This window comes from Ruminococcus sp. RTP21484sp1_RTP21277st1_D2_RTP21277_210401, from assembly GCF_040924225.1.
Taxonomy (GTDB): Bacteria; Bacillota; Clostridia; order Lachnospirales; family Lachnospiraceae; genus Blautia_A; species Blautia_A faecis.
On the sequence record NZ_JBCOMJ010000019.1, the window covers coordinates 26,292 to 39,650 of the forward strand.

At 46.1% G+C, this 13,359-nt stretch carries 13 protein-coding genes; 12 read left to right on the forward strand and 1 reads right to left on the reverse strand.

The features are described from left to right. Nucleotides 1-9 precede the first annotated feature (9 nt). The 11 genes from AB5706_RS13380 to AB5706_RS13430 all read left to right on the forward strand — a co-directional run bounded on the left by AB5706_RS13380 (nt 10) and on the right by AB5706_RS13430 (nt 10,512). Nucleotides 10-768, forward strand: a complete 759-nt coding sequence (locus tag AB5706_RS13380; RefSeq protein ID WP_118582122.1) for a F0F1 ATP synthase subunit A — start codon at nt 10-12, stop codon at nt 766-768. Nucleotides 769-890: 122 nt separating this feature from the next. Further along, entirely contained in the window at nt 891-1,169 is a 279-nt protein-coding gene (gene atpE / locus AB5706_RS13385; protein ID WP_179962564.1) for an ATP synthase F0 subunit C, read from the forward strand. A gap of 143 nt (nt 1,170-1,312) precedes the next feature. Then, nucleotides 1,313-1,816 (forward strand): F0F1 ATP synthase subunit B, encoded by a 504-nt coding sequence (gene atpF / locus AB5706_RS13390; protein ID WP_118582125.1) that lies wholly within the window; start codon nt 1,313-1,315, stop codon nt 1,814-1,816. Continuing rightward, entirely contained in the window at nt 1,813-2,352 is a 540-nt protein-coding gene (atpH, locus tag AB5706_RS13395; protein WP_118582128.1) for an ATP synthase F1 subunit delta, read from the forward strand. The genes atpF and atpH overlap by 4 nt, the downstream gene beginning before the upstream one ends. A 15-nt stretch (nt 2,353-2,367) precedes the next feature. After that, nucleotides 2,368-3,897 (forward strand): F0F1 ATP synthase subunit alpha, encoded by a 1,530-nt coding sequence (gene atpA, locus AB5706_RS13400; RefSeq protein WP_118582131.1) that lies wholly within the window; start codon nt 2,368-2,370, stop codon nt 3,895-3,897. A 22-nt stretch (nt 3,898-3,919) separates the two neighbouring features. Continuing rightward, entirely contained in the window at nt 3,920-4,774 is an 855-nt protein-coding gene (atpG, locus tag AB5706_RS13405) for an ATP synthase F1 subunit gamma (protein WP_173735285.1), read from the forward strand. 34 nt (nt 4,775-4,808) lie between these two features. After that, on the forward strand, nt 4,809-6,212 hold the full coding sequence (atpD, locus tag AB5706_RS13410; protein WP_173716854.1) for a F0F1 ATP synthase subunit beta: 1,404 nt from the start codon (nt 4,809-4,811) through the stop codon (nt 6,210-6,212). A gap of 12 nt (nt 6,213-6,224) precedes the next feature. Next, nucleotides 6,225-6,626: an ATP synthase F1 subunit epsilon gene (gene atpC / locus AB5706_RS13415; protein ID WP_173772096.1), complete on the forward strand. Its 402-nt coding sequence runs from the start codon at nt 6,225-6,227 to the stop codon at nt 6,624-6,626. A 340-nt stretch (nt 6,627-6,966) separates the two neighbouring features. Continuing rightward, nucleotides 6,967-8,433 (forward strand): sodium-dependent transporter, encoded by a 1,467-nt coding sequence (locus tag AB5706_RS13420; RefSeq protein WP_173772094.1) that lies wholly within the window; start codon nt 6,967-6,969, stop codon nt 8,431-8,433. Nucleotides 8,434-8,478: 45 nt separating this feature from the next. Further along, nucleotides 8,479-9,672 carry a pyridoxal phosphate-dependent aminotransferase gene (locus AB5706_RS13425; protein WP_173772092.1) on the forward strand — a complete coding sequence of 398 codons (1,194 nt, stop codon included), beginning with the start codon at nt 8,479-8,481 and terminating at the stop codon, nt 9,670-9,672. Between the two features lie 129 nt (nt 9,673-9,801). Continuing rightward, on the forward strand, nt 9,802-10,512 hold the full coding sequence (locus tag AB5706_RS13430) for a glycosyltransferase family 2 protein (RefSeq protein WP_173716857.1): 711 nt from the start codon (nt 9,802-9,804) through the stop codon (nt 10,510-10,512). A 75-nt stretch (nt 10,513-10,587) separates the two neighbouring features. Here AB5706_RS13430 and typA read toward each other — a convergent pair whose 3' ends face one another. Continuing rightward, entirely contained in the window at nt 10,588-12,423 is a 1,836-nt protein-coding gene (typA, locus tag AB5706_RS13435; RefSeq protein WP_118582152.1) for a translational GTPase TypA, read from the reverse strand. Nucleotides 12,424-12,699: 276 nt separating this feature from the next. Between typA and AB5706_RS13440 the strand changes: the two genes are divergently transcribed. Beyond that, on the forward strand, nt 12,700-13,323 hold the full coding sequence (locus AB5706_RS13440) for a single-stranded DNA-binding protein (RefSeq protein WP_118582155.1): 624 nt from the start codon (nt 12,700-12,702) through the stop codon (nt 13,321-13,323). Nucleotides 13,324-13,359: the final 36 nt, after the last annotated feature.

Here is a 13,359-nt window from a genome sequence, read left to right on the forward strand (position 1 = left end):
TGAGAGTACATGGATATCGAAATAACCGGTGGCAGGATATTCTATACGTTTCCGTTCGAGATTCCCATCCTGGGGAAATTCCAGATCACGGAGACTCTGGTTGTAAGCTGGCTGGTTATGCTGTTGATCACAGGACTTTGTATCTGGCTGACACATGATCTGAAAGTGGAGAAAATATCCAGGAGACAGGCTGTGGCTGAGCTACTGGTGGAGACAGCAAATAAGTTCGTCATCGGAAATATGGGGGAGAAATTCAGCTATATGATTCCTTTTGTGGCGGCGCTTTTTGCTACCAGTGTGGTATCCAACCTGATCAGCCTTGTAGGACTGCGAAGCCCTACAGCAGATCTTTCCACAGAAGCTGCATGGGCAGTTGTTGTATTTACCATGATCACGGCACAGAAGATTAAGACAAATGGTTTCGGTGGATATATGAAGGGATTTACAACTCCGATCCCTATTATGACACCATTTAATATTCTTTCTGAGATCGCCACACCGATCAGTATGGCGTGCCGTCATTTTGGAAATATTCTTTCCGGTGTAGTTATCAATGGTTTGATCTATGCAGCGCTGGCGCTGGCAAGCTCCAAACTGTTTGGATTGATTCCGGGTATTGTGGGAGATGTTTTGTCGAAGATCCCATTCCTGGACGTTGGTATTCCGGCAATTATGTCAGTTTATTTTGACTGGTTTTCCGGAATCATGCAGGCATTTATTTTCTGTATGCTGACTGTAATGTATATCGCGAATGCAGCAGAAGAGTAGCGTAAAGAAGGCGGATGTTCACGAAGTGGGCAGAAAATCGGAAAATGCAGAAAATATTTTGCAGTTTCCGGATGAATTGAATTTCTAACAAGAGAAATCATAAATAACAGGAGGATTTGATTATGGATTTTACAGTATTGGCAAAAGGTATCGCACTGGCTGGTTGTGCAATTGGTGCTGGTCTTGCACTGATCGCAGGTATCGGACCTGGTATTGGAGAAGGTAACGCAGTTGCAAAAGCTCTGGAAGCAATCGGACGTCAGCCAGAGTGTAAAGGTGATGTAACCTCTACCATGCTTCTTGGTTGTGCGATCGCAGAGACTACAGGTATTTACGGTTTCGTAACCGGTCTGCTTCTGATCTTTGTTGCACCTGGTACCTTCATGAAGTTCCTTGGATAATTAAGGACAAGTATCACAGGCGTTACCATTCACAGACCGCTGTTATGGAAGCTCCATAGAGACGGCACCAAAGCAGCTGGTTTCTATACTGGTAAGATACTGGAACGGTATGAATGGTAGCAGTTACAACAGGAGGTTAGAACATGCAGGTACAGGAACTTGTAGGAATTGTGCCGTGGACGTTTATCGCACAGATCTGCAATCTTTTTCTTCAAATGTATCTGATAAAAAGATTTTTGTTTAAGCCTGTCAATGAAATGCTTCAGAAGAGAAGAGCAATGGCAGATGCCGAAATCCAGGATGCTACAAAGGCGAAGGAAGAAGCTCTTGCCATGAAGACAGAGTATGAACAGAATATGCAGCAGGCCAAAGCAAAGGCCAGCGATATTGTCACAGAGGCACAGAGGACAGCTTCCCTCCAGAGTGAGGAGATCCTGAAAAGTGCAGCCCAGGAAGCCCGTGCTATGAAAGAGAAGGCTGAGAGCGACATTGCACAGGAGAAACGAAAAGCTGTCAATGAGGTGAAGAATGAGATCGGCGGCATGGCAATGGAGATTGCCGGCAAGGTGATCGAGCGTGAGATCAAAGAAGAGGATCACGCGAAACTGATCGACGAGTTTATTTCGAATGTAGGTGAGGCATCATGACGCAGATTGCCAGATTATATGGCAGCAGCATGTATGATCTTGCTGCTGAAGAACAGCTTACCGACACTGTGCTGGAGCAGATGCAGACAATCCGGCAGCTTTTCCGGGAGAATCCCGATTATGTGAAATTGTTGTCAGAGCCTTCGATCCCGAAGGAAGAGAGGACAAAACTTCTTGATACTGCATTTGGAACAGAAGCAGAACGGTATCTGGTGAATTTTCTGAAACTGCTGTGTGAGCGCGGAATCCTGGGAGAGTATTCCGGATGCTGTGAGGAATTTACACGGCGGTACAATGTGGACCATAACATTGCCACTGCAGTGGTGACCAGCGCGGTTGCACTGACAGATGAGCAGATGGCAGCGCTTAAGGACAAGCTGGAGAAGATAAGCGGTAAGACCGTTACCCTGACCCAGAAGACAGATCCTACAGTGCTTGCAGGTCTTAAAGTGGAACTGGAGGGCAGACAGCTGGACGGTACAGTAAAGAGCCGTCTGGATGATCTTTCCAGGAAATTAAACGAGCTTATAGTATAAGGATGGATAGAGAAAATGCAGCTTAAACCTGAAGAAATTTCAAAAGTCATCCGCAGTCAGATCAAATACTACGATAACGCTATCAAACAGAATGAGACCGGTACGGTTCTTATGGTTGGTGATGGTATTGCAAGAGCCAGCGGTCTTATCAACTGTATGGCAGGAGAGCTTCTTGAGTTTGAGGACGGAAGCTTCGGAATGGCGCAGAACCTGGAAGAAAACAGTGTTTCTATCGTTTTATTTGGGGATGATTCCGGTATTGGCGAAGGTCAGACCGTAAAGCGCACCGGAAAGGTGGTATCCGTTCCGGTTGGTGAGGCTATGATCGGGCGAGTTGTAAATGCCCTTGGACAGCCTATTGACGGTGCAGGACCTGTAGTGACAAGTGAATACAGGGCGATTGAGAGCCCGGCACCAGGTATCTGCGAGAGACAGGGCGTTAACCAGCCTCTGCAGACCGGTATTAAGGCAATTGACTCCATGGTTCCCATTGGAAGAGGTCAGCGTGAGCTGATTATCGGTGACCGTCAGACTGGTAAGACCACTCTGGCAGCAGATACTATTATCAATCAGAAGGGGAAGGACGTGATCTGTATCTATGTTGCAATTGGTCAGAAGCGTTCCACCGTATCTTCCCTGGTTGAGACTCTTACAAGAAATGGCGCTATGGATTATACCATCGTTGTAGCGGCTACTGCTTCAGAAGCCAGCCCGCTGCAGTACATTGCACCGTATTCCGGATGTGCAATGGGTGAATATTTTATGTATAAGGGAAAAGATGTACTTATCATTTACGATGATTTAAGTAAGCATGCGGTTGCTTATCGTGCACTTTCCCTGCTGATCCGTCGTCCACCGGGACGTGAGGCATATCCTGGAGATGTTTTCTATCTCCATTCCAGACTTCTGGAGCGTGCCGCAAGACTGGATGAGGCACACGGCGGCGGTTCCCTGACTGCACTTCCGATCATCGAGACACAGGCAGGAGACGTTTCCGCATATATTCCCACTAACGTTATTTCCATCACAGACGGACAGATTTTCCTGGAGACAGAGCTGTTCCATTCCGGTGTTATGCCGGCTGTAAACCCTGGTATTTCCGTATCACGAGTTGGTGGAAATGCACAGATCAAGGCAATGAAGAAGGTTGCCGGTACTTTGAAGCTGATTTATTCCCAGTATCGAGAGCTGCAGAGCTTTGCTCAGTTTGGATCTGATCTGGATGCAGATACCAAGGCCAGACTGGAGCAGGGAGCCCGTATTGTGGAGGTTCTGAAGCAGAACCAGAATGCGCCGGTTCCAGTTGAGAAGCAGGTAGCTATCCTTTATGCAGTAACCAAGGGAATCCTTTCCCGGGTTGCTACAGAGGATGTAAGAACCTATGAAGCTGGTCTTTATACCTGGATTGACAGTGATGCACAGGGTGCTGCTGCAATGCAGGAAATCCGTTCCACAGGTGCATTATCTGCGGAGACAGAAGAGAAGCTGAAGGGCGCATTGGAACAGTATACTGAGAATTTTGTAAATACAAGACCTGAGAAATAAATTGTGACAAGGAGGACTTTTTATGGCTGCAAACATGAAAGCGGTAAAGCTGCGGATCAAAAGTGTGCAGAGCACTATGCAGATTACCAAGGCAATGGAGCTTGTAGCATCCTCCAAACTGCGTAAAGCAAAAGAAAGGGCGGAAGTCTGCCGGCCTTATTTTGAGACCATGCATCAGACCCTTGTGGATATTGCCCGGGGGAATACAGATTTTTCCTCTGTATATGCCAGAGAATCCGGGAATGAGAAGCGCTGCTATGTGCTGATCGCCGGAGACCGTGGTCTGGCTGGCGGATATAACACCAACTTGTTTAAATGTCTGGAAGCAGCCTCTGTGAATCAGGATTTCCTGGTTCTTCCCATTGGGAAAAAGGCTGTGGAGTATTCGAAGCGAAATGGATTTGCCTGTGTTACAGAAAGCTTTGGCGAAATTGCCGATGTTTCTGTTGCAGACTGCTTTGAGATGGCGAATCTGCTCTGCGGGGAATTTAAGAAGGGAGAATTTGGACACATTGATCTTTGTTACACAAAATTTGTTTCCATGCTTTCCCAGCAGCCATCAGCGATACCGGTGCTGCCTCTGAAGGACCTGACAGATGAACAGGATACAAAGAGCATCCGGAATCTGATTCTGTATGAGCCGGATGCGTCGGAAGTATTTGATGCCATCGTTCCAGAGTATCTGGCTGGTTTGATCTATGGTGCGGTTTGTGAGAGCGTAGCCAGTGAGCTGGCTGCAAGACGTACCGCCATGGAGGCTGCGACCAACAATGCCGAGGAAATGATCGAGAAGCTGAATCTGCATTACAACCGGGCACGTCAGGCAAGCATCACGCAGGAGATCACAGAGATTGTTGGAGGTGCGGAGGGTGTATGACCCATCGCATAGTATGTTATAAGGAGACTGCTAAATGAGCGAAAAACACATTGGCGAGGTGGTGCAGGTAATCGGACCGGTACTGGATATCCGGTTTGGTCATGACGAGCTGCCGGCACTTCTTAATGCCATCGAAATTGATCATGAAGGCACCAGGCTCACAGCGGAGGTTGCCCAGCAGATCGGGGATAATACAGTGCGCTGTATTGCAATGAATTCTACCGACGGTCTGGTGAGAGGAACTAAGGCTGTGGATACAGGTGAACCTATTAAGGTTCCGGTTGGAGAGGAGTGCCTGGGAAGAGTATTTAATCTTCTTGGTGATCCGGTAGACAATCTTCCGGCACCAGAGACGAAAGAGCACTGGGCAATCCACCGTCCGGCACCATCCTATGAGGAGCAGATGCCGGCAACCGAGATCCTGGAGACCGGTATCAAGGTCGTTGACCTGATCTGCCCCTATGCAAAGGGTGGTAAGATCGGTCTGTTCGGAGGTGCTGGTGTTGGCAAAACAGTTCTTATCATGGAGCTGATCCACAATGTTGCCACAGCACACGGCGGACTTTCTGTATTTACAGGTGTTGGAGAGCGTACCCGTGAGGGTAATGACCTTTACAATGAAATGAAGGAAAGCGGCGTTATCGACAAGACTGCACTGGTTTACGGCCAGATGAATGAGCCGCCGGGAGCGCGTATGCGAGTTGGCCTTTCCGGACTGACTATGGCAGAGTATTTCCGTGACGTAAAGAATCAGGACGTGCTTCTTTTCATTGATAATATTTTCCGTTTTACACAGGCTGGCTCAGAGGTTTCCGCACTTCTTGGACGTATGCCTTCCGCGGTAGGTTATCAGCCAACTCTGGCTACTGAGATGGGTGCCCTTCAGGAGCGTATCACTTCTACCAGAAAGGGTTCCATCACATCTGTACAGGCTGTTTATGTACCTGCCGATGACCTTACAGACCCGGCTCCGGCTACTACATTTACCCATCTGGATGCGACCACTGTACTTTCCCGTGAGATCGCCAGCCAGGGTATTTATCCGGCAGTGGATCCCCTTGATTCCACCAGTCGTATCCTTTCTCCGGAGGTAGTTGGACAGGAGCATTATGAGATTGCACGTGCAGTACAGAGAGTTCTGCAGCGTTATAAAGAACTGCAGGATATTATTGCCATCATGGGTATGGATGAGCTGTCTGAGGAAGACAAGCTGACAGTAAGCCGTGCACGTAAGGTGCAGCGTTTCCTGTCACAGAGCTTCTCTGTAGCAGAGCAGTTTACAGGTATGCCGGGACAGTACGTTCCGCTGAAAGAGACTCTCCGTGGATTTAAGATGATCCTGGATGGCGAGTGCGACAGTATTCCAGAGAGCTGCTTCCTGTTTGCCGGAACTATTGACGATGTATTTGAGAAAGCAAAAAATAACCAGAATCAGTAAAGGAGGCTGCCTATGAGGACATTTCCCCTTAGAATCGGTACCCCCGACGGCCTGCTTTTTGAGGGAGAGGTGCAGCGCATTGTGTGCCGCAGCATTACCGGTGATCTGGCAATCCTGGCAGGACATTGCAACTTCTGTACCGCTCTTGGAATGGGCGAGGCCCATGTGATACTGGAGGATGGCACCAGCCGCAGTGCAGCCTGCATCGGTGGCATGCTCACCGTAATGGATGGCAACTGCAGTCTTCTTGCAACCACCTGGGAATGGCAGGAGGACATCGACGTCGACCGCGCCGGAAAGGCCAAAGAGCGTGCCCAGGAAAAACTGGCCAAAGGTGGTCTCTCCGATAAAGAATACAAGATCGTAGAAGCCAAGCTGCAGAGGGCGCTGGTGAGACTTAGTGTGAAAGGTTAAGGAATGATGAAAGAGGACAGTTTTGCCTGGAAAATGGTGTCTAAGGTGAGACTGTTCTTTTTATGTATAAAAGTTTGCGGACACCAATACATTGGTCTTTGTTACTGCGAAAAAAATCGTAAATTATCACCAATGATTTATTTTCGACTTTAAAACGTCAAACTCCCATCACATAAAAGCGTTGACATAAATGGGTGGGGGCGTTACAATAAGGTATCGGGGAAAATATGAAAAAGGGCTGGATATAACCGGTCCTTTTTATTACTTTCCAACAAAAACAAAGCCTGGAAGGTACAGCTGCCAGGCACTATAAAATGAAAAAGAAAACAAGGGGGACGATTTGAAAGAACGAGAAACATTTGGATCACGGCTGGGATTTATCCTGGTCTCTGCAGGATGCGCCATTGGACTTGGAAACGTGTGGAAGTTTCCGTATATGGCGGGAAAATATGGTGGAGCGGCATTTATTCTGATTTACCTGATATTTCTGGTTTTGTTGGGATTGCCAGTACTGGTATGTGAATTCGCAGTAGGACGTGCAAGCCGCAAAAGTACGGCAAGGGCATTTCACGACCTGGAACCGGAGGGCGCCAACTTCCATAATTTCAGCTACATGAGCATGGTTTCCAACTATGTGCTGATGATGTTCTACACCATGGTTGCAGGATGGATGCTTTACTACTGTTACGCAATGGCAGCCGGCAAACTGGCCGGGAAAGATTCTGCACAGGTGGCAGACTATTTTACAGGACTTCAGGATTCAGCTGGTACAATGACTTTATGGATGATCATTGTAGTTGTTTTATCCTTCGGAGTGTGCTCTTTGGGAGTGCAGCGTGGCCTGGAGAAAATCACAAAAGTTATGATGATGTGTCTTCTGGCACTGATCGTAGTGCTTGCAGTTCATTCCCTTACGCTTGACGGAGCGATGGAGGGAGTGAAATTTTACCTAGTACCGGATTTTGCCGCTATGGCCGAGATCGGAATCGGAAATGTGATCTTTGGGGCACTGTCGCAGGCATTTTTTACATTAAGTATTGGTGCAGGCTCTATGACTATTTTCGGAAGCTATCTTGGAAAGGACAGATCCCTTCTGGGAGAATCTCTGCATATTACGATTCTGGATACTTTTGTCGCATTGATGGCAGGATTGATCATTATTCCGGCATGCTTCGCATTTGGTGTGGAGCCAGGAGCAGGCCCGGGACTTGTATTTATTACATTGCCTAATGTATTTAACCAGATGACAGGAGGGAAAATCTGGGGAGCTCTGTTTTTCCTGTTTATGTCCTTTGCCTCCCTGTCTACTGTAATTGCGGTTTTTGAGAATATTATATCCTATTCAATGGACAGAAAAGGCTGGAGTCGTGGAAAAGCTGTTATAGTCAATATGGTGGCAATGATCCTTCTTTCTCTTCCGGCAGTATTTGGTTTCAACATTTTGTCAGGAATACAGCCTCTTGGAGCAGGAACGAACATTATGGATCTGGAAGATTTCATTGTATCCAATAATATTCTTCCACTGGGTTCTGTAGTATTTGTAATGTTCTGCGTGTCCAAATATGGCTGGGGCTGGAAGAACTTTATTAAAGAGGCGGATACCGGAGAAGGGCTGAAATTCCCTGCAAACGTACAGAAATACATGCTATATGTGATTCCGGCGATTGTAGTTGTGATTTATCTGAAAGGATATTATGATATGTTCAGACCGAAGGGACCGGTTGTGTTGACCGTGTGGATGATTGTGAGTCTGCTGGTGCTGGGACTTGTAGGATGGATTATATTTGGAAAAAATAAGACGAAATAATAGAGAAATCTTAATAAGAAATAAGCAAAAGAGGAGTGACATAAAATGATAGCAGAAAAAATGAAACCATATGTAAAAAACAATTCTGCAATCCGTATGATGTTCGAGGAAGGCAATCGCCTTCGCGCGATTTACGGACCGGAAAATGTATTTGATTTCAGCCTTGGAAATCCAAGTGTACCCGCACCGGATTGTGTTCGTCAGGCCATCATTGATCTGGTAAATGAGGAAGAGCCGACAGTTCTCCATGGCTATATGAGCAATGCAGGATTCGAAGATGTTCGTCAGACAATTGCAGAGTCCCTGAACCGTCGATTTGGCACTTCTTTTGCAGCGAAAAATCTGATCATGACAGTTGGAGCAGCCAGTGGACTGAATGTGGCTTTTAAGACGATCCTGAATCCTGGGGAAGAAGTGATCGTTTTTGCACCTTATTTTCTGGAGTATGGTGCATATGTACGCAATTATGACGGCAACCTTGTGGAAATCTCACCGGATACTACCACATTCCAGCCGAATCTGAAGGAATTTGAGGAGAAAATCACACCAAAGACCCGTGCTGTCATTGTGAATACTCCTCACAATCCGACTGGAGTTGTTTATTCAGAAGAAATAATTAGGAAACTTGCGTCAATTCTGGAAGCGAAGCAGAAAGAATTTGGCACAGTGATTTACCTGATTTCTGATGAGCCATATAGAGAACTGGCCTATGACGGCGTACAGGTACCCTATCTGACAAAATATTATGCAAATACAATCGTAGGCTATTCCTACAGCAAATCCCTTTCTCTTCCAGGTGAGCGTATCGGTTATCTGGTTATTCCAGACGAGGCAGACGGAAGCGAGGAACTGATCGCAGCAGCAGCCATTGCTAACCGTACTATTGGCTGCGTAAATGCTCCATCCCTGATCCAGAAAGTAATCGCGAAATGCGTAGATGCAGAGGTAGATGTGGCAGCTTACGACAAGAACCGCCTTGCTCTTTACAATGGACTGAAAAAACTGGGATTTGAATGTATCAAGCCACAGGGAGCGTTCTATTTATTCGTAAAATCTCCAGTTGCAGATGAAAAAGCCTTCTGCGAAGCTGGCAAAAAATACAATATCCTTATGGTGCCGGGAAGCTCCTTTGCCTGCCCTGAATATGTAAGACTGGCTTATTGTGTATCGTATGACACGATTATGAACTCTTTGCCCCAGTTTGGAAAATTAGCAGAAGAATTTGGGCTGAAAGCATGATTTCTGTGTACCGCGAAGCGTGTAGCAGTGAAGGTACTGAACCGTTACAATATGATATATAAAGTAAGGTTAAAGATATGCTGTTAAAGCTTAAAGCCTGTTTGAAAAATCAGTAAATGGGAGGAAGTTATGTCCAGTTTATATATCGTAATTCCGGCATATAATGAATCGGAGAATATTGAGAAAACCATTGATCAGTGGTACCAGGTAGTGGAACGCCATAACGACGAGGGGAAATCCAGACTGGTAATTATTAACGACGGAAGTAAAGACAACACCTATGAACTTCTGCAGAAATGCGCTGCTACAAGACCACTTCTTATCCCTCTGGATAAGCCAAACGGCGGTCACGGCCCTACAGTACTTTATGGATATCGCTATGCCATCCGGCAGAAAGCCGATTATATTTTCCAGACTGATTCAGACGGTCAGACGAACCCTGACGAATTCGAGCCATTTTGGAACCAGAGGGGTCGGTATGATGCAATAATCGGTAGCCGCGCTGTACGTGGCGACGGAAAATCCAGAAAATTCGTAGAGAATGTTGTATGCTTTCTGCTGAGAATGATCTTCGGTGTAAAAGTTTCCGACGCCAATGCGCCGTACCGCCTGATGAAATCCAGCCTGGTAGCCAAATATATCGACAAACTCCCAGAAGATTTCAATATTCCAAACATTATGTTTACTACATACTTTGTCCACTACAAAGAAAAAGTACAATTCATAGACATCACCTTCAAACCCAGACAGGGCGGAACTAATTCCATCAATGTGAAGAAAATTGTGAAAATTGGCTGGAAGGCTGTGAAGGACTTCTATAAACTAAAGAAAGAGCTTTAGAGCTTGCTATATACAAAAAGAGCAGATAAATCTTACTCAACCTAAGATCTATCTGCTCTATTTTCTTATAATCCCTTACGCATTTTTCTTAATAGAAGCTCTCTTACGATCACGGGAATCCAGAATCTTCTTACGGATACGAAGGCTGCTTGGAGTAACCTCCAGAAGTTCATCCGTATCGATAAACTCAATAGCCTGCTCCAGACTGAGAACTCTTGGCGGAGTCAGTTTCAGTGCTTCATCAGCAGAAGAAGAACGAGTATTGGTCAGATGCTTGGTCTTGCAGACATTCAGCTCGATATCCTCTGCCTTGCCATTCTGTCCGATAACCATACCACTGTAAACCTTTGCACCAGGTCCGATAAATAAAGTACCACGCTCCTGAGCTGCAAACAGACCATAAGTAACAGCCTCGCCGCCCTCGAAAGCAATCAGGGAACCCTGTTTACGATACTGGAAATCTCCCTTATATGGAGAATAGCCATCAAAAATAGTATTGATAATACCAGTTCCCTTTGTGGAAGTAAGGAAATTTCCTCGGAAACCAATCAGTCCACGGGAAGGAATGTGGAACTCAAGACGAACGGAACCGTCGCTTGCAGTGCTCATTCCCTGCAGTTCACCCTTACGCTCGCTGAGCATCTGGATAACGGTACCGGAAAATTCCTCCGGAACATCAATGTAGGCAATTTCCATTGGCTCTAATTTCTTGCCGCGTTCATCAATTTTGTAAAGTACCTCTGGTTTGCTGACTGCAAATTCATATCCCTCACGTCTCATATTCTCAATAAGAACGGAAAGATGAAGCTCACCACGTCCGGAAACCTTAAAGCACTCAGTTGTCTCAGTGTCTTCTACGCGAAGACTGACATCTGTGTTCAACTCTCTGTAAAGTCTGTCACGAAGATGACGGGAGGTGATGTATTTACCCTCCTGTCCTGCAAGCGGGCTGTCATTTACCAGGAAGTTCATGGCGATAGTCGGCTCAGAAATCTTCTGGAATGGAATTGCCTCCGGGTTATCTCCGCCGCAAAGGGTATCTCCGATATGAATTTCAGCAATACCGGAAATTGCAACAATTGATCCGATAGTTGCCTCTTTTACCTCAACTTTATTCAGACCGTCAAACTCATAAAGCTTGCTGATCTTAACCTTCTGTTTTTTGTCCGGATCGTGGTGGTTCAGAAGAGTAAGCTCCTGGTTTACGGCAATAGTGCCGCTCTCAACCTTACCAACGCCGATACGTCCAACATATTCGTTATAATCAATGGTACTGATCAGTACCTGTGTGTCTGCATCCGGGTCTCCCTCCGGAGCCGGAATGTATTTCAGAATAGCCTCAAACAGCGGCTCCATGTTCTCTGGTGTATCCTTCAGATCCAGAACAGCGTGTCCTGTTTTTGCAGATGCATAGAGGAATGGGCAGTCGAGCTGCTCATCGGAAGCACCAAGATCCATAAGAAGTTCCAGAACCTCGTCAACAACCTCGTCTGGCCTTGCTTCTGGACGGTCTATCTTATTAATGCAGACGATTACGTGCAGATCCAGCTCAAGAGCTTTTTTCAGAACGAATTTGGTCTGAGGCATAGCGCCTTCGAAAGCGTCAACCAGAAGGATAACGCCGTCTACCATTTTCAGTACACGCTCAACCTCGCCGCCGAAGTCAGCATGTCCTGGGGTATCGATAATGTTGATCTTTGTGTCTTTGTAATGAACTGCTGTGTTCTTGGAGAGAATTGTGATACCACGCTCTCTCTCAATATCGTTGGAGTCCATGACACGTTCCTGAACCTCCTGATTGGCACGGAAAACACCGCTCTGTTTCAGAAGCTGGTCTACCAGAGTGGTTTTACCATGGTCAACGTGGGCAATGATGGCTACGTTACGTACATCTTCGCGTTTCGTCTTCATAAAAATCGAAATCCTTTCTTTATCGGGCAGAGGAATTCTGCCTCTTTCTTTCCATATTAATGTAGTTTCTTCTTTATATTGTCCAAAACCTCAGTTTACCACATTTTTCGCGAATTACAAGGTGTTGAAAAAAATTTTTTAAATTTCTATGAAAAAAATATTTTAAATTTCTGGTTCTAAACAGGGTGATTTTCTCATAGATATTATAGACCAACAAGTAAGACAAGTATTATATGTCTGCAGAAAAAAGTGAAAATAAGGAAGGAGAACTACAACATGGCAGATAAAATTATTGAAAACAATCAGGTTTCCATCACGGGAAAAATCGTTACAGGTTTCACATTCAGCCACCAGGTTTACGGAGAAGGATTTTATACCATGGATCTTCTGGTAAAGAGGCTTAGCGATTCTGAAGACAGGATTCCGGTGATGGTATCTGAAAGGCTGGTGGACGTTACCCAGGATTACGTGGGACAGTATGTGGAAATTCACGGACAGTTCCGTTCCTATAACCGTCATGAAGAAAAACACAACCGGCTGGTGCTTTCCGCATTTGCACGGGAATTAAAATTTCTGGAAGAAGAGGATTCTCTGGCACCGGTAAACCAGATTTTCCTGGACGGATATATCTGTAAGCCGCCTGTTTACCGGAAAACACCGCTGGGAAGAGAGATTGCCGATCTGCTTCTTGCAGTGAACCGACCTTATGGAAAATCAGATTACATACCGTGTATTTGCTGGGGACGAAATGCCCGCTATGCTTCAGCCTTTGAAGTGGGCGGTCATGTACTGATCTGGGGCAGGATCCAAAGCAGGGAATACATGAAGCGCATCGGGGAAAATGAGACACAGAAGAGAATCGCTTATGAGGTATCGGTGAGCAAGCTGGAGTATGTGTAAACCAACCGAAGTGGCGGGAAATACGCCATGGTCTGC